General features: G+C 60.6%; 17 protein-coding genes. 2 read left to right on the top strand and 15 right to left on the bottom strand.

The features are described from left to right. Positions 1-22 precede the first annotated feature (22 nt). The 4 genes from KHO33_RS00635 to KHO33_RS00620 form a co-directional block, all read right to left on the bottom strand. A complete protein-coding gene (locus tag KHO33_RS00635) occupies positions 23-577 on the bottom strand; it encodes a hypothetical protein (protein ID WP_234480412.1) in 555 nt (184 codons plus the stop codon). A gap of 86 nt (positions 578-663) precedes the next feature. Further along, on the bottom strand, positions 664-2,007 hold the full coding sequence (locus KHO33_RS00630) for an MFS transporter (RefSeq protein ID WP_054042533.1): 1,344 nt from the start codon (positions 2,005-2,007) through the stop codon (positions 664-666). A 112-nt stretch (positions 2,008-2,119) separates the two neighbouring features. Beyond that, positions 2,120-2,479, bottom strand: a complete 360-nt coding sequence (locus tag KHO33_RS00625; protein ID WP_200562122.1) for a protocatechuate 3,4-dioxygenase — start codon at positions 2,477-2,479, stop codon at positions 2,120-2,122. After that, positions 2,476-3,321: a gallate dioxygenase gene (locus KHO33_RS00620; protein WP_054042528.1), complete on the bottom strand. Its 846-nt coding sequence runs from the start codon at positions 3,319-3,321 to the stop codon at positions 2,476-2,478. The genes KHO33_RS00625 and KHO33_RS00620 overlap by 4 nt, the downstream gene beginning before the upstream one ends. A 467-nt stretch (positions 3,322-3,788) precedes the next feature. On the opposite strand from KHO33_RS00620, the gene KHO33_RS00615 reads away from it, so the two are divergent. Both KHO33_RS00615 and KHO33_RS00610 read left to right on the top strand, forming a co-directional pair. Beyond that, on the top strand, positions 3,789-5,042 hold the full coding sequence (locus KHO33_RS00615; RefSeq protein ID WP_054042526.1) for a LysR family transcriptional regulator: 1,254 nt from the start codon (positions 3,789-3,791) through the stop codon (positions 5,040-5,042). A gap of 17 nt (positions 5,043-5,059) precedes the next feature. Next, positions 5,060-5,461 (top strand): hypothetical protein, encoded by a 402-nt coding sequence (locus KHO33_RS00610; RefSeq protein ID WP_200562325.1) that lies wholly within the window; start codon positions 5,060-5,062, stop codon positions 5,459-5,461. 319 nt (positions 5,462-5,780) lie between these two features. Here KHO33_RS00610 and KHO33_RS00605 read toward each other — a convergent pair whose 3' ends face one another. From KHO33_RS00605 to KHO33_RS00560, 11 genes are all read right to left on the bottom strand, one after another. Then, positions 5,781-7,400 (bottom strand): methyl-accepting chemotaxis protein, encoded by a 1,620-nt coding sequence (locus tag KHO33_RS00605; RefSeq protein WP_200562124.1) that lies wholly within the window; start codon positions 7,398-7,400, stop codon positions 5,781-5,783. Between the two features lie 109 nt (positions 7,401-7,509). After that, positions 7,510-8,637, bottom strand: coding sequence for a porin (locus KHO33_RS00600; protein WP_200562126.1), 1,128 nt, complete (start codon positions 8,635-8,637; stop codon positions 7,510-7,512). A gap of 192 nt (positions 8,638-8,829) precedes the next feature. Continuing rightward, complete coding sequence (locus KHO33_RS42560; protein ID WP_267914186.1) at positions 8,830-8,961, bottom strand: hypothetical protein; 132 nt, start codon at positions 8,959-8,961, stop codon at positions 8,830-8,832. Positions 8,962-9,062: 101 nt separating this feature from the next. Next, positions 9,063-10,076, bottom strand: coding sequence for an ABC transporter substrate-binding protein (locus KHO33_RS00595; protein ID WP_200562128.1), 1,014 nt, complete (start codon positions 10,074-10,076; stop codon positions 9,063-9,065). A gap of 276 nt (positions 10,077-10,352) precedes the next feature. Beyond that, on the bottom strand, positions 10,353-10,511 hold the full coding sequence (locus tag KHO33_RS00590; protein ID WP_172737769.1) for a hypothetical protein: 159 nt from the start codon (positions 10,509-10,511) through the stop codon (positions 10,353-10,355). A gap of 143 nt (positions 10,512-10,654) precedes the next feature. Further along, positions 10,655-11,224: a phasin family protein gene (locus KHO33_RS00585; RefSeq protein WP_200562130.1), complete on the bottom strand. Its 570-nt coding sequence runs from the start codon at positions 11,222-11,224 to the stop codon at positions 10,655-10,657. A gap of 103 nt (positions 11,225-11,327) precedes the next feature. Continuing rightward, complete coding sequence (locus KHO33_RS00580) at positions 11,328-11,525, bottom strand: hypothetical protein (RefSeq protein ID WP_054038930.1); 198 nt, start codon at positions 11,523-11,525, stop codon at positions 11,328-11,330. 576 nt (positions 11,526-12,101) lie between these two features. Then, positions 12,102-13,208: a 4-oxalomesaconate tautomerase gene (locus KHO33_RS00575; RefSeq protein WP_200562132.1), complete on the bottom strand. Its 1,107-nt coding sequence runs from the start codon at positions 13,206-13,208 to the stop codon at positions 12,102-12,104. Between the two features lie 15 nt (positions 13,209-13,223). Further along, complete coding sequence (locus tag KHO33_RS00570; RefSeq protein WP_200562134.1) at positions 13,224-13,919, bottom strand: 4-carboxy-4-hydroxy-2-oxoadipate aldolase/oxaloacetate decarboxylase; 696 nt, start codon at positions 13,917-13,919, stop codon at positions 13,224-13,226. After that, a complete protein-coding gene (locus KHO33_RS00565; protein ID WP_200562313.1) occupies positions 13,916-14,644 on the bottom strand; it encodes a PIG-L deacetylase family protein in 729 nt (242 codons plus the stop codon). The genes KHO33_RS00570 and KHO33_RS00565 overlap by 4 nt, the downstream gene beginning before the upstream one ends. A gap of 217 nt (positions 14,645-14,861) precedes the next feature. Then, positions 14,862-15,968, bottom strand: coding sequence for a porin (locus KHO33_RS00560; protein WP_200562136.1), 1,107 nt, complete (start codon positions 15,966-15,968; stop codon positions 14,862-14,864). Between the last annotated feature and the right edge of the window lie 3 nt (positions 15,969-15,971).

Raw genomic sequence — 15,971 nt, 5'->3', positions numbered from 1 at the left:
GAGGTTCGCCAAACACTTTGTTCTATTGCCCTTGCGGTTGCAGTAGTCGCTTTACCGTCAAGGCCAGGGGGACCGTGAAGAAGATATGGGACATGAAGCCACCGATGATCACAGCCGGGTCGTAGTAGTTCGGATGGTTATCGGAGGCGATCATGATCGCCACATGCATCACGATCCACGCGAAAACCGCGTAAAACAGGGCGACAAAAGTGGCTTCGTATCCGCGCCGGCGAAAGTACGGCCAGATTGCCGCGAACAGAACGCCCCACGCCGACGCGAACACGAAGTGAATGCCCGTGCCGACGATATAAGCCCACACGCCGATTGATTCCTGCACCCCTTTGCCGAACACCAGCCCCGTCGCGTTGCGAGGAATGCCCGCCAACGGCATCAGGTGCTGCGCCCCTACCCAGATGAGCGCTTCGTAAATCCAGATGATCACGGCGCCAACCAATCCGCCGATCACTCCCGCGCGAATCATGGCCATGCGGTTCGGCCATTCCGTCACATTCGTCGTCTCACCCTTGTTGAGCCCACTTCCATTTCCACTTCCGCTCACGCTCAAATCTCCACTCATGTCTGCTCTCCTTCAATAACTTCTGGTAAGGGATGCCGTGCGCGCAGCAGCCAACACGCCGCTGCGTGGGACCACTGCAAACGCGTTCAGGCATCGGCCACGGGACTGGTGATAAAGCGCAACGCGAGACGGTTCATGACGATCGCTGCAGCAGCGATCAGCGCAGGCACAGCGAGCACCGCGAATACAGTTTCGAAACTGAATCCCAGCGACAGCAACGCGCCACCCACGAGCGAGCCCAGAATGCCGCCGAGCCGGCCGAACCCAAGCATCCAGCTCACACCGGTTGCGCGAGCACGTGTCGGATAGCAGCTCGGGGCAAGTGCATTGAGACCGGTCTGTGCGCCGCTCATGAAAAACCCGGCACAGGTAACGAGAACCGGCAGAAGGTTCGATTTGAGCGTGCCCATGCCCAGCGCGAAGATGAACACGCCGCCGAGCAGATACGCCGCACCGATCACCGCATTGCGATCCATGCGGTCCATCGCGAAGCCGACCGCAACGGCGCCCACGGTGCCGCCTAACTGGAACATGCCGGTGATCGCGGCGGCACGCTCGACCGGCAAGCCGGCGTCCTTGATCAAGGTGGGCAGCCAGCCAGTGAGCAGATAGATGATCAACAGGCCCATGAAGTACGTGAGCCACAGCATCAGTGTGCTGAACGCATAGCCGTCCGCGAACAGCATCCGCACCGGCGCCTTCGCAGCGACCACCGGTTCGGGCGCGGTGAAGCGCACGTCTTGACCGAAGACATGTCCGCAGACGCGGCCGAGCGTTGCAGCGATACGCTCGGTCGACATCTTGCGCACCAGCATCAAACGCGCGGACTCAGGCAGCAGCCACAACAGCAAAGGAACACTGAGGATCGGCAAGATACCGCCGAACATGAACACCGCGCGCCAACCGAAGTGCGGAATCAGCGAAGCCGCTACGAAACCGCCAGCCCCCGAACCGAAGTTGAAGCCGGTGAACATGATCGTGAGCAGCAGCGAGCGACTGCGCGACGGTACGTATTCGGAGAGCAGCGTGGTCGAATTCGGCATCGCGGCGCCGAGACCCAGGCCCGTCAGAAAGCGCAACGCGACGAGTTCCATGGGGGAGTCGGCGAATGCGCAAGTCAGGCTGAAGAAACCGAAGCAGAGCACGGAGGCAATCAACACTTTCTTGCGCCCGATGCGATCGGCAATCGGCCCTGCCGCCAGTGCGCCGATCGCAAGGCCAACCATCGCGGCGCTCATCACGGGACCGAAGGCGGCCCGGCTGACATTCCAGTCATGCATGATGACGGGCGCGACAAAGCCCATCACGGCGGTGTCCAGCCCGTCCATCATGACGATCAGAAAACATAGAACGAGGACCAGCCATTGGTACGCCGACATCTTGCGGGCGTCGATAAACGCCTTGATGTCGACTGAGTCTGCAGATTTCATGCGTGTCTCCGGAGAAAACAGTTTCCCGCCCCGGCGTTCTGTCGAAGCCGGGGTCTTCTTGGTATTGAAATGAAAAGCCGCTAAAAAAGATGCGGCGCAGGGTCGAGTCGCCTTAGACGGCTTCCGGCACCCTGCGCGTTTTCAGAAACGCCTCGAGTGTTTCGCCTCGCATGCTGGCGTACATGCCGAGATTCGTAATCTTCACCACACGTGCAAATTTCTCGAGGACGAAGAAACACACGCCATATCGAATCAGCCCGATCCAGTCGGTGTTGTCGACGAGCGCGCGCTCCTCCGCGGTCAGGTTGGCCGCGTCGTATGCAGCGCTCCGGTTCTCCAGCCACAGCGTGCGCGCCGACGCTTCGCGCATCTGCCAGAAGAAGCGGTTCAGGCGCATCGCTTTCATACTCTGGCGGATGTCGAACGGATACGTGCCCGTCAATTCCTCGATACCGATCAGTTGCGGGTTCATTGCGTCACCTCCTCTTCGTAGAGGGTCACGGCCATCGCGGTGCTCGTCGCAAGGTAGTAGCTGCGATGCAGTTCACGAACCTTCGGCCCTAGCGCGCCGCGCATCGCGAGCCACATGATCGTCTCCACGCTCTCCGCGCCGCCAAGGCGCACATAGTCGACATGCTTCATCGCAGCGAGCCGCTGCGGCTCATGCACGATCAGATCGAGGAACTCGAAGTCCCAATCGGTGTTGTTGAAGCCGCTTCGCTCGCCGTGAACCTGGTGCGACAACCCGCCGGTGCCAACCACCACGACATCCAGATCCTGCTCGAACGACTCAATCGCCCGGCGCAGTGCCTGACCGAGCCGGTAGCAGCGGTTCGCGGTGGGCAGCGGATATTGCAGTACGTTGACTTCCATCGGCACGAGCGACATCGGCCAGCCGCCGTCGTGCGGCAACATCAGCGAAAGCGGGGAATTGCATCCGTGATCGAGTGCACGGTCCTGGAAAATCGTCAGATCGAACTCGTCGTTGACGAGTTGCTCGGCAATGTGGATAGCCAGATCGGGATGACCCGCAATGTCCGGCAGCGGACGCTTGCCCGCGCCCTCGTCCGCGAACTCGTGATTGGCCGATACGCCCAGCGCGAAGGTCGGATAGCAATCAAAGAAGAAGCTGTTCGCGTGGTCGTTGTAGAACATCACCATCACGTCCGGCTTGCGCTCGGCGAGCCAATCGGCCACCGGTTCGTAGCCTTTGAAGAGCGGCGCCCACGCGGGATCGTTCTGCTTGCCCTTGTCGTACGCCATGCCGATCGTGGGCACATGCGACGTGCCGATTCCACCAATGATCCTTGCCATATCCCGTTGTCTTCCGTTGCTTCGTGCCGTGCTTCAACAAGCGCCAATCGGATGGGTCGCCGCTACCGGGGTGGCAGCCTTTGCAACCATCTTGAGGTGCAACCATAAGGATCATGCCGGTTTGCCGAAAGTACGGGTAAACCACATTTGTACCGGTTAAATTGCTCGCAAGCGCCTGGAATGTCCGTGGCCGGCACACGGATAAGCGCTGGAAGCCCCACCGGATATAGGGTTTGGGGTACTGCTGGCGAGCGTGCCGAGTCCCGGCTCAAGCTCCCGACTATCCACATGCGATAAACAAAACAGATGCCCGGGAAACAAAGTCGCAAGCCGTCTGGCAAGCGTGGTACGGGACATGATGCGTCGCTATACTTGATGGCCTCGAATGAATAGGCAGCCATGAACGAGACAACCCAGCACACGATCGCGGACGCGTTGAACATCCGCCAGCCGGAACGCCACCATCCGTGAGCAGCAAAGAACTCCTCAACCTCGCGCAATTGCGCGCATTTCGACTCGTTGCCGAAATGGGTAGCGCCACGCGTGCCGCAGCGGCGCTATTTCGCGCCCAATCGGCTGTGACGCGTTCGGTGCAGGAACTGGAGTCGGCACTCGGCGAACCCCTCTTCGATCGCGGCCCCTCCGGCATGCTGCCGACGCCCGTTGGCCGCGCCGTGCTGCAGCGGTGCGAGCGGATTTTCGCCGAACTGGAAGAACTCGCGCAGTGGTGCTCGGCGCGGCAGGCACGCCGGCGGCCGACAGCAGAAGGCGCGCTGCCGGCTTATCTGCTCAACACCCGGCGGCTTCAGCTATTCATCGCATTGGCGCGTCATCGGCATATGCCGAGCGCGGCGAAGACCTTCGGCATCAGTCAGCCGGCCGTGAGCACCGCGATTCGGGTGCTGGAAAGCGGCTCCGGTTTGAGTCTGTTCCATCGCAGCCCGCGCGGCATCCTGCTCACCACGGAAGGCGAAACGTTTCTGCTGCACGTGCGCCGCGCATTGAACGAATTGCGGCATGTGCCCGACGATATCGCCGCTTTGCACGGCAAGATTCAGGGTGCGGTGACGGTGGGCGCATTACCGCTCGGGCGCACGTTGCTCCTGCCCAAGGCGATTGCGCGGATGACCACGCAACATCCGGGGGTGAGAGTCGTCACTGACGAAAGCGCCTATGAGGCGCTGGTCGCCGGCCTGCGCGCGGGCGATATCGACTTCATTCTCGGCGCGCTGCGCGATAACGACGCCAGCAGCGGCCTGAAGAACGAGCGCCTGATGTCGGAAGATATGGTCGTGCTGGTGCGCCGCGATCACGCGCTCACTCGCGCGCGCGATCTCACCATCATGGATTTGCGCGACGCGCAGTGGATCGTGCCACGCAGCAATGCGCCGGCTCGCGCACTGTTCGAAGCGCAATTCAAGCGAATGAAAGTGAAGCCGCCCATGCCCACGGTCGAGACAGCCGACCTTGCGGTGATTCGTGGGCTGCTGCTCGGCACGGACATGGTCGCGGCATTATCGGGCCAGCAACTGCACTACGAAGTTCAATCTGGTCAACTGGCGATGCTCGACGTGCAGTTGCACAACACCCGGCGCGACATAGGACTGACCATGCGCGCAGCCGGCACGCCCTCGCCCGCCGCGCGTGCGTTGATCGACGCGATCCGGCTCTCGGTTGTCGATGTCACGCGGACGATCAGCATCGCGACAAACCAGCTTTAACCAGCTTTAGCGCGGCAATGTCGCTGGAAACTGGAATTCAGAATTACAAAGATAGCCAGAATATGCCGCTGTTGCCTTGGTCGAATAGTGACGATCAAGACAACGGAAGCACTATGAAAAGCCAATCTTTTTTGTTAGCACTATTCGCGGTCACCGCGTTCTGGACCGCGGAGAGCCAGGCCGCGCAGCCGGATTACGCCTATTCGACAACGGTGCGTCTTTCCGACGGCAAAACGCTAAGCTGTGCAGTGAACGAGCCCCTGACCGCCGTGCGCGACACCGGCACCACACTCACCCGACGCGAAACGACGGAAGCCGACGTCTTGGCGACTCAGCGACTGCGCCTCGTCAGCGGCCCCTCGTCTGAGTATCCGTCCCCGTACACTGCGCCGGACGTCACGTGCGGGGCCGTCGGTTGACGCTGAGTGGTGTGACGGAGTTCGTGCGGCTCATTCGGTACGATGCGGAACGTCGTCCGGGAAAGGATAAGGGGTGTGAGGCCCTGGCCATTCCGCCGCCGGTGGACCGCTTAGCGCTTTGCATCCGGCAAGACCGGCGAGAAAGCCGCACGTGAGTAACGTCAGTAAAGCGGCGCAAATGCACCGCACTGCTGCTCGACCGTTCATCCCACACCTCCTCGCATCTACCGCATACGCTACTTCTTGGACCTTCAGTCGGCGTGGCAGGTTGCACATGGACCGGTTCGAACTTCATGGAGCCGGCCTGCGGTCAGGGGCATCATGCGAAAACCGTGCAATCCGGTTCCAGTTCTGTGCGCTGGCTTCGGGGGGTGGACAGTTTGTCCGCTTCACGCAACCTGAACACAGCCACCGCATCGACGAGCGCGCGCGCCTGATCTTCCAGCGACGCTGCAGCTGCGGCGGCTTGCTCGACCAGCGCGGCGTTCTGTTGCGTCGCATTGTCCATCTGCGTCATCGCGGTATTGATCTGATCAATACCGCGCGACTGCCCTTCGGAGGCAGCACTGATCTCGCTGACGATGCCCGTCACGTTGCGGGCCGCCGTGACGATTTCGGCCATGGTCTCGCCGGCGCGAGTCGCCAGTTCGGCACCGTTCCTCACCTTCGCCACCGAATCGCCGATCAGCTCCCTGATCTCCTTCGCGGCGGCGGCCGAACGTTGCGCGAGCGCGCGCACTTCGCCAGCGACCACCGCAAATCCGCGTCCCTCCTCGCCAGCACGTGCCGCTTCGACGGCCGCATTCAAAGCGAGTATGTTGGTCTGGAATGCGATGCCCTCGATCGCGCCGATGATATCGACGATCCTCTCTGAACTCGACGACATGTCCGCGATCAGGTCGACAACCTGACCGACAACGTGGCCGCCGCGTGCTGCAATCTGCGAGGCGTTCTCCGCAAGCGCGCTGGCCTGCCGCGCGCTATCGGCGTTTTGCCGAACCGTCGCCGTCAACTCTTCCATGCTCGATGCGGTCTGTTCCAGGGTCGCCGCCTGCAGCTCTGTACGCGTCGACAGGTCGGCGTTGCCGCTCGCGATCTCACCCACGCCGTGCGTGATCGCCGCCGTTCCCTGCCGCACCTGGCTCACCGCGGCAACGAGCCCCGCCTGCATCCGGCTGAGCGCTGCCATCAAGCGTCCCATTTCGTTGACACGCAGCGTTGCGATCTCACTGGCCAGATCGCCGGCAGCAATGCGCTCGAAATGGCGAATAGCGGCATCAATAGGCCGCACGATCGAATTCGTCAACGCGGATCGCGCGACGAGGCCGAGGATCATGGCGGCGGACCCGATCGCGCCGAACAGCCACAGCAGCATATGAAAACGCTGCTGTGCCGATACAAAGCGCGCTCTTTGCTGCTCTGCCTGAAAATCCTCCAGCGCGCGCACGGCATTCCGGTAGTCGCTAAACAGTGTGTCGGGCGCCTGCCGTTGCGTCGTCCGGAACGACATGAAATCGTTCTGGTCGAGCGCCGCGATTTCGGGACCAAGCGCCTGTTTCATCAATAGCTCGCGCTTCGCACGCAGCGCGTCGGCCAGCTTCCTCTCCACCTCATTCGACGGCGGTTGCGCAGCATACGCCGCCAGTTCGTGATCGCTAGCCGTCTGCTCCTCATGCACTCGCGCGAGCACTGCATCGGTTGGTTTTCCCTGCGCGACGAGCGTTTCGTAAGCGCCGAGATCGACCCGCACCTGCAGCAGCGCTTCACTGCTGGCACCAAGGTGTCGCAGCGCAGCCGTCTCTTCGCTGTACATCCTGTCGAGCGCCGTGTTGGCCGTTTCCAGGCCCGCAATCGACGTTGCGATTACAAGCATCAACGCGGCCGTGTAGCCCGCGATCGTGATGGTCAGAGCGGTCCGGATACTGGTATTGCTGAACATGGCTGTCTTCCTCGACCCGGTGAGCCAAAAAAAAGCGGCGGGCGGATAAGTCCGCCGCCGCTAGCAGGAGCACATCGATCAATGGTTCAGAGCGAATCTGATTCCCGGATCAGAAGCGAGTGCGCACGCCCGTGGTCAGTTCGAGCTGGTTGGTCGCGCCGAAGGTGGATCCGACGGTGTAGCCGCCATGCAGCTTCATATAGTCGCCGGCCAGATACACTTCAGTACGCTTGGACAGGTGATAGAACGCCGACCAGTACAGCGTTTCCTTGTAACCGTTGTGGAGGCCCGACGTCGGATCGAAAGCGCCGATGTTCGCGTTCGGGATGTCGCCGTCACTGTTGTAAGCGGCGTTCTTCACACGCATCTGCTGATAGCCGAGTTCGTAGTCGAACGCACCCTTGGGCGACAGCTTGAGCGACACCGTAAAGGCATTGTCCTGACGCTGGCCGAGCGCGCCCTGATTGCCCAGGTAACGGAAGTAACCCGCATTGGCGCGCAGAATACCGAACGTGTAGTTGCCACCCACCGAGAACGACTGGTTGGTAAAGCCAACGCGATTCGCGTGGCTATAGAAGCCCGACAGGTTGAACGGGCCGCCGTTGTACCCGAGCGCTGCCTGGTAGTTGGCGTTCGAGCCGAAACTCGTCGAGTTGCCGAATGCGTAGCCTGCGCTGGCGAAAATGCCGTTGTCGAACAGTTTCTTCCATGCCACGCCATTGTTATAACGTGTGCCGGTTGCGCTGGCCGCATAGAAAATCATCTGCTTGAAGTTGTTCGCGTTCGTCCAGCCGCCTTCTTCCGTCGTCAGACTCGCGGTGCCGTACGGATCGCCATAAATCGTCGATGCGTCGCGTGCGATCGTGTTCTGGAAGCCCGCCGTAATCTTGCCGAACGTATCGTTCTGGATGCCGACCCAAGCGTCACGGTCGAAGATCTGGCCCGGATCTTCCATCTGGCCGTTGGCGACAACGTATTCGCTTTCAAGCCGGAAAATGATCTTTGAACCGGCACCAATATCTTCGGCGCCCTTCAGGCCCCAGCGGCTGCCGCTGAACCACGGCTCACCGCCCAGACCCATGCCGATCACATGATCACCGTTCGCATTCGCGTGCGACTGATAGGTTGGTACGCTCAGATCCATCAGGCCGTAGAGCTGAACACTCGATTGGGCGTGCGCGCCGGTTGCCGCAAAAGCGCCTGCCGTAGCGGCCAAAGCCAGATACTTTTTCTTCACGATCGTCTCCTCTGATTACAACGTTGAAATTTTCGTTCTCGCCGACTGTGGTGACTGCGGTCCGCAGATCCGGACAACAACCCTCACTGCCGATGAGCGCAATCCTAGTTTTCTCAATCCTTCACGCCGCTTTCCCGCATCACCGGCACAACTAAGTGAATTCACCGATATACGTCGCTAATTCGGCGCTCGCTACGCGGTATCGACGCTGCGCAGGATGGTGCCGACCCTCCTTAGCATCGCCGACAGTTCGGAGAAATAAAGCGGCACGCCACCGGCATCGAACTCGATCACCGGAGCGTCTTTGGAAACAACGGGATTCATCAGGCAAAACCGTGCAAGGCGCCGGTACCGCGAAAGCGGCACCGGCGGCGCAACGAAATCACTCCGCAACCAACACGCGACAGTGACCGGCAAGCGCCGGCTTATTTCGAACCGGTGAACTCGTTGGTGTAGGTTTTCGCCAGCTCGATATGCTTGCCTTTGACTGACGGATTGAAAGCCGACAGCACCTTCAGCACAGTCTCGGGACCATCGGCCGGCATCTTGCCGTCCTTCGTAAACATGGGCAGCGATGCTTTCAACGCGCTCACGTAAAGCGGTTTGTCTTTCTGATAGTCGTCAGGCATCTTCGCTGCAATTTCTTCCGCGCTATGCGTGTTGATGAATTGCATCGTGCGAACGAACGCGTGCGCGAGCTTTGCTGCTTCCGCCTTGTGGGAATCGGCCCATGCCGCCTGCACATAGAGGCTCGATCCCGGGTAGGTGCCGCCCAACGCCGCCTTCGTGCCTTCCACCGTGCGCATGTCGACAAGCACCTTCGCGTCGCCGGACTTCTGCAATGCCGAGACGGTCGGCTCGGTCGTCATGCCGGCGTCGATGCGGCCTTGTTTGATCGCCGCGATGAAGCTGGCGTCGGCGCCCACCGGCAGCATCGTGTATTGCGTGGACGGGATGCCGTGCTGTCCGGCAAGGTATTGCGTCAGGAAGCTGGTCGAAGAACCGAGGCCAGTCACACCCAGCGTCTTGCCCTTCACATCCGCCATCGATTTGACCGTTTCGGCCGCTTTGGTCGATACCATTTCGACCTCGCCCGGCACCTGCCCGAACACGACAATCGCCTTGACGTCCTTGCCCTTGGTTTGCAGATCGATCGTATGGTCGTAGAAACCGACGACGGCCTGAACGGCGCCGGCCAGCAGTTCGTTTTCGGCGTCAACACCTGCGGGCTGCGACAGAAGCTCGACGTCGAGCCCTTCATCCTTGAAATAGCCGAGCTGTTCGGTCAGGCGCGCCGGCAAATAGATCAGTTTCGTGATACCGCCGACCATGATCGTGATCTTCTCGCCGTCGGCTGCTATCGCGTGCTGCGATGCAAGACTGAACAGCAGGCCGGAAGCAACGGCGATATGGCGCAGCATGCGAAAGCGAGGGGTCATCGATTGTCTCCGTTATTGTCCGGTGCGGCGGAGTGCCGCCCGTCTGCATCGATGAGCCGATTCTAGGAGAGCGAATCCTTCCCTCGGCTTACACGGAGAGCGAGAAGCCGTACGGGATTTCCATGAGAGACGAGCACAAAAAAAGCCAAGGCGGTAAAGCCTTGGCTTTAGGAATTCTGTGGGTCGAGCGGTCCAGCAGAATCCGAAGGTGCCTGCTGCGCCCTGGAACGCAGCAGCCCCCAGGTGCGGCAACAGCAGCCTGGCGAGCGCGGAGGCTCAATGCCGGGCTTTGCTCCAGTGCGGCCAATAGTGGCGGTGATCGAGATGTCTAAGGCGCTTGCGACGCATCTGCTCCCGGTAATAATGAGCGGCGACGAACACAGGTGCCAGCGCCAGCACGAACGAACCCATAACGATTCCCACTGCTTCACTCATCGCGACCTCCATTGCAGAACTAGCGAACTATCGGCTTCACTTCAGTCCACGAATTGGGTGCCGGAATTCATGATCCCGGCACCCATCAGCAATCCTTCATATATACCGGAGACCTCGCCACGGGCATTGCTGCCCGTGTAGTTCTATCGCTTCGCTCCCGCAGCGACGGGAGCTTTCTCACCGTTGCTTTGCACGGCCTTTGACGCCGTGGCTGTGACTACATCAAGATTGGTCCCGGCAAACTGCACGGCCTGCTGCCCCGTTTTCTGCAGCGTTTCGTACAGGGTCGTGGTGGCGGCAATCGCGGATTTCCATGCGGCGACTGCAGCTTCGGACCCGGTGGGAGCATGCTTCGCCGTTTGTTCGACGAGCGCCTGCAAGCGATCGTTATACCGCTCGTAGTGCGCCTGTGCGAGCTCCGTCACTTCAGCCTGAGTGGCCGATGCGATCTCGAACACCTGCTTGCCGTATGACAGCGATTTTTCCGCGAAGGGGGCGGTGAAACCGCCTTGCAGCGCGAACCATTGCGGCGGCTCCGTCGCGCCGGGCACTTTCGCCATGTTTTCCTGCGCCTCTGCCAGCGTGGCCCTGACGACCTGCAGGTTCAGCGCGGCCAGTTTTTCGAAGCCTTCAAAGATCTTGCCGGCCACTCCGAAGAACGCGTCGACGTTGGCCTTCTGTGCTTCAATCTGCTCGGGACTCAATAGAGTCATTGTGAATTCCTCAAAATTCGGTCCGGCGCGCGAAGCTCCGATCGGACGGGCGTGCTGCGGCGGATCGCGATGGTTGATGAATCGAAGTGGGTGTCGCAGATGCCTAGCGCATCCGGGCAACCGCCTTGAGAATGGAATCGCCTTCGCTTGTGATCTGAGGACGTGAACGTCCTGACGCGAGGTTTTCCAGGGATATGAGTTGTCGCTCGAGCAGAGCGTCGAGCTCGGCGCGGCCCAGTTCGATCTGATCCGGGGCGTTCTTGATGAGCATTAACGTAGCGAATTCATGGGGACTCAGCATAGCGTCTCCTCGATTTAGTCCATCTGCGCGGGAAGTATTAATTACCCCCTCTAGCTTTAATGCCCGGCAAATGTTCCTGCCGTCTCCGCAAGCGATCGTTCGAGAAATCGCATCTGGGAGACGCCATCATAACCGCTCAATTTTCAAATGCAATATGCGGAATGTGCTTTATCAAAGCGGCTGTTTTGTCTGTTGAATACTTCCGCATTACAGGGCCGCGCAATGCCCCTCGATAACACTGCCACCGGCCCGGGGATGCCCGCCGGGCATGGCTGAAGGGTTGATCCATTCAACACACCAATGTTTGAATCGACGGCTTAATTAACACGATCGTTTCATTTTTAATTCGCTGAGTTTGTTTATATTTGAATATTGTATTTATAGACTGAAACATTATCGAGGCGACCATCCCTACCTCGACATTGCGAAACATTTATTACAACGCGCATCAATTTCAAGAATAGGCAGAATTTCAATCAGCGCAGAGGCCTCTGACTTATTTATCGGGTCGACTCCACGACCCCTAATACGGCTAGTTGCGCAGAAACCGACGGAGGCGATCCGCCTGAAGTCCGCTCATGTCTGTGCCGGCCACACTGCCGAAGGAATGCCGACTGCTCCGTCGAATAGCCATCGCGCGGTACGCAACAGCGCGGCACTCTGCACGTCAGGCTGGCCGGGGCTTCCGCCAAGAACGAGTTCCACCGTAAACTCGCCTGTCGGGTGCTCAACCGGCACGCGTTTTCGCGTGCCCTCAGCGTCCACATCGGCGATACCTTCGCAGACCGTACCCGGCAGCACCGCCGCCGTGGCCACGCTCACCGCGCCAAGTACACCGATCGACGCATGGCAGCGATGCGGAATAAAGCTGCGCGTACTGATCGTGCCGCCCTGGCGAGGCTCGGCCACTAGACACATCTTCGGAACCGTGCGCGCGCTCACGTCACCGAGATTCATCATCGGCCCCACCGCGAGCCGGATCTTTTCGATGCGCGCTTTCAGTTCCTCATCCGCGTCGAGTTGCTCGCGTGTTTCGTAGCCGGTGCGCCCGAGATCGCGCGCTCGCATCAGCACGAGGGGCATGCCGTTGTCGATGCACGTCACGTCGATACCGTCGACCGTATCCTTGAGATGCCCCGTAGGCAGCAGCGTGCCGCAGGTGGAACCAGCCGTGTCCCTGAACTCGAGGGGAATGGCCGCTGCGAAGCCTGGCACGCCGTCAATGCGGGCATCGCCTTCGTAGGTGACCTGGCGTTCCGGCGTGCTTACCGTCGCTACGGCGATTTGCCCGGTGTTGACCATGTGTATCGCAACCGGTGTGCTGCCATCGCGCGCATCCACGAGACCGCGTTCGATCGCAAATGGGCCGACGCCCGCGAGAATGTTGCCGCAGTTCTGCCCGAAATCGACCCGTGCTTCGTTCACAACGACTTGTGCAAACAGATAGTCGACGTCGGCATCTGTGCGCGTGGAGGGCGAGATGATCGCCACCTTGCTCGTCAACGGATCCGCACCGCCGATACCGTCGATCTGACGCGGATCGGGTGAGCCCATCACGGCAAGCAGAACGCGGTCCCGAAGAGCGGGATCGGCCGGCAAATCCGACGCCATGAAATAGGCGCCTTTCGACGTGCCACCGCGCATCATCATGCACGGAATGCGCGTTTGTGCGCGACTGGGCATGACCTCGCCTCTCCGTCAAATATCGTCGGCCGAGGCGACGTAGCGCAGGCCCTTTTGCGCGAGCTTCTCGCGCATCGCGTAGTAGTCGAGTCCCAGCGTGCCGCCGGCCAGCACCGAGCGCGTCTTCTCTTCCTTCGCCATGCGTGCTTGCGACGCCTGCGCAACACTCGCCACGGTATCGAACGGCACGACGACCACGCCGTCATCGTCCGCAACGATGACATCGCCGGGATGCACGATCTGCTGCGCGCATACCACCGGAATATTCACCGAACCGAGCGTTTCCTTGACCGTGCCTTGGGCCGACACGGCCTTCGACCAGACCGGGAATTTCATTTCCCTGAGCGAGGCGACATCGCGGCATCCCGCGTCGATGATCAGTCCGCGCACGCCGCGTGCGGTGAGCGAGGTCGCGAGCAGGTCGCCGAAATAGCCGTCCTCGCAAGGCGAAGTCGGCGCCACAACGAGAACGTCACCCTCGCGGCATTGCTCGACGGCAACGTGCAGCATCCAGTTGTCCGACGGCGGCACCAGCACCGTCACCGCCGACCCCGCGATAGCCGGCCCGGAGTAGATCGGCCGCATGTACGACGCAAGCAGGCCGAGCCGGTTCTGCGCCTCGTGAACGGTGGCGGCGCCCGCATGCTGCAGCACGGCCACATCGCGCGGATCGGCTCGACGGATAGTCGTCACCACGACGCCTCGCTTCATGCCAGATCTCCCGTCACGGCCGGGGTGATGCGTTGATAGCCTTCCGCGTATTGAATATCGCGCGCGGCGGTGATGCCGATATTGCGCTTGGCCTGCACGCCACGTTGCAGGGCGACGCGCGTGTAGTACTCCCACAGGTGCTCCTGGCCGGCCATGCACTCGATTGCGCGGCGCTTGGTGTCCCAGACCTCGGTGATATCAAGGAACGTATTGGGCATCCATTCGCACTGTTCGGTTTGATGCGGTTCGAACGCATAGACGGGCGGCGCACCGACCACCTTCTGCCCGGGATTGTGACCTTCGGCCTGGGCGATGATCCGCGCTTCCTGTGCCACGTGCATGGCAAGCGGGTGATCGAAGTTGTACGGGTCTTTCTGCGAATGGCTCAATACGAACGCCGGCTGCAGTTCACGGTACACATCGACGAGGCGTATCAGAGCCTCGTCCGGCACGCGTAATGGGTAATCGCCAAGGTCGAAAAATTCGACTTCCGCACCGAGGATGTCCGCGGCCCGCTCGGCCTCCTCCCTGCGCGCCGCCTTGACCTTCTCGATCGTCATTTCGCCCTTGCGCCAGAGTTTGGCCGACTCTCCGCGCTCGCCGAACGAGAGGCATACAACCTTCGTACGGTATCCGTTTTTTTTGTGCAGAGCGATTGCACCACCTGCTCGCCACACGAAATCGGCGCTATGCGCGCTCACCACCAACATCGCCTTGCCTGCCATTTCCAACCCACCTGTGTTCACTATGCGATGGGTACTATTGTAGGTTTCGAAGATGGCGAGGAAGCACCTAAAGGAGCGTGCAATACCATCTAATCTGTTTATCGGAATGGGGTCGTTCAACGCGAGACCGGCTTGGTACATTGAGGAGCGCGTTGTTCAACGATGTTATCGAACACGCGGCCCGACGCGGCTGCAACTACGTCGGCCCGCGCTCCAATCAGAACAGATGGTGTATCCCGCTCAGAAACACCGTCTGCCTTCCACCTGACGCCGCGCCGATCCCGAGCGTATTCGCCACCGCCCCGCCACCCGCAGTCTCGAACATCAGATCGGCATAGAGTTGAGTTGCTTTCGAAAGCGAATACACGTTCGCCACAGTCAATTGAGTCCACCGATACCCCGCGAGTGTCGCGGTCCACGCCCCCGCCGCAATCTCCTCGGCAGGCGTCAGGCGCACATTGACGCCGCCGTCGACGGTGCGAAAGTGCTCGCTGCCGCCATCCGACTGGATTCGCACATCCGTTGCGAGCGCATGCAGCGTCACGCGTTCAAAACGATACGATCCTCCGATCCCCGTGTCGCGTACCTGTTTCGCGTTGAAGGTGGCGCCGGGCGCGAGTGTCTGTCCTTCGAACGACGTCAGGCCGAGTCCATTGGAAAGCGGCAGCAAACGGTCTCGGTATTCGGAATACACCGCCACCAGCTTGAGCGGCCCATTCGTATAGTTGGCGCCGAAGCTAATGGTCCGTCCATTGGTGTTGCTGGCCGACGCGCCGGGAAATCCGTAGAGCGCACCGAAACTGAGTCCACTGTAGTTCGCACTCTTCCACTTCACGGTGTTCGACAACTGAACCGGCAAGGTGCTTCCAAGGCCATCGAGATTGCCAGGGTGAAACGCGGAGAAGTCGCCGAGCAGCTGACCGGTCGACACTGAGCCGAGCCAATCGAAATTCCAGTCGGTCTGACGGCCGAGCGTCACGGTGCCGAACATCGGATCGGACAGTCCCACATAGGCCTGACGATTGAAGAAGCTACTGCTGCTGGCGGACGCGCCCGTTGTCGTGACGAAACCGCTTTCGAGTCTGAATACCACCGAGCGGCCCGCGCCGATATCTTCAACGCCCTGGAAGCCGAAGCGGTCGGCCTGGAAGGTGCCCTGCTCAGCGATATAAGCATGGGCGCCGTGCAGATTGCTCACGTAGCCAAGACCCGCGTCGAGACTGCCATACAGCGTGACGCTGCTCTGGGCGTTGGCCGCGGTTGAAACGACGAGCGCCGGCAGGCACGCGACGAGCGTCGCGCGGAAAGCGAAATGGGTTTTCATGGC

The organism is Paraburkholderia nemoris, from assembly GCF_905221015.1.
Classification (GTDB): domain Bacteria; phylum Pseudomonadota; class Gammaproteobacteria; order Burkholderiales; family Burkholderiaceae; genus Paraburkholderia; species Paraburkholderia nemoris.
Note: the sequence above shows the minus strand (reverse complement) of the source record. Positions and strands in the feature narration are given on the sequence as shown.

Coding starts and splice junctions, on each gene's coding strand:
- KHO33_RS00605 (WP_200562124.1), bottom strand. CDS start 7,400: ATGTTCAGCAATACCAGTATCCGGACCGCTCTGACCATCACGATCGCG.
- KHO33_RS00610 (WP_200562325.1), top strand. CDS start 5,060: ATGTCGCTGGAAACTGGAATTCAGAATTACAAAGATAGCCAGAATATG.
- KHO33_RS00590 (WP_172737769.1), bottom strand. CDS start 10,511: ATGAGTGAAGCAGTGGGAATCGTTATGGGTTCGTTCGTGCTGGCGCTG.
- KHO33_RS00635 (WP_234480412.1), bottom strand. CDS start 577: ATGAGTGGAGATTTGAGCGTGAGCGGAAGTGGAAATGGAAGTGGGCTC.
- KHO33_RS00595 (WP_200562128.1), bottom strand. CDS start 10,076: ATGACCCCTCGCTTTCGCATGCTGCGCCATATCGCCGTTGCTTCCGGC.
- KHO33_RS00565 (WP_200562313.1), bottom strand. CDS start 14,644: ATGGCAGGCAAGGCGATGTTGGTGGTGAGCGCGCATAGCGCCGATTTC.
- KHO33_RS42560 (WP_267914186.1), bottom strand. CDS start 8,961: ATGAATCCCGTTGTTTCCAAAGACGCTCCGGTGATCGAGTTCGATGCC.
- KHO33_RS00630 (WP_054042533.1), bottom strand. CDS start 2,007: ATGAAATCTGCAGACTCAGTCGACATCAAGGCGTTTATCGACGCCCGC.
- KHO33_RS00585 (WP_200562130.1), bottom strand. CDS start 11,224: ATGACTCTATTGAGTCCCGAGCAGATTGAAGCACAGAAGGCCAACGTC.
- KHO33_RS00620 (WP_054042528.1), bottom strand. CDS start 3,321: ATGGCAAGGATCATTGGTGGAATCGGCACGTCGCATGTGCCCACGATC.
- KHO33_RS00575 (WP_200562132.1), bottom strand. CDS start 13,208: ATGCCCAGTCGCGCACAAACGCGCATTCCGTGCATGATGATGCGCGGT.
- KHO33_RS00560 (WP_200562136.1), bottom strand. CDS start 15,968: ATGAAAACCCATTTCGCTTTCCGCGCGACGCTCGTCGCGTGCCTGCCG.
- KHO33_RS00625 (WP_200562122.1), bottom strand. CDS start 2,479: ATGAACCCGCAACTGATCGGTATCGAGGAATTGACGGGCACGTATCCG.
- KHO33_RS00570 (WP_200562134.1), bottom strand. CDS start 13,919: ATGAAGCGAGGCGTCGTGGTGACGACTATCCGTCGAGCCGATCCGCGC.
- KHO33_RS00580 (WP_054038930.1), bottom strand. CDS start 11,525: ATGCTGAGTCCCCATGAATTCGCTACGTTAATGCTCATCAAGAACGCC.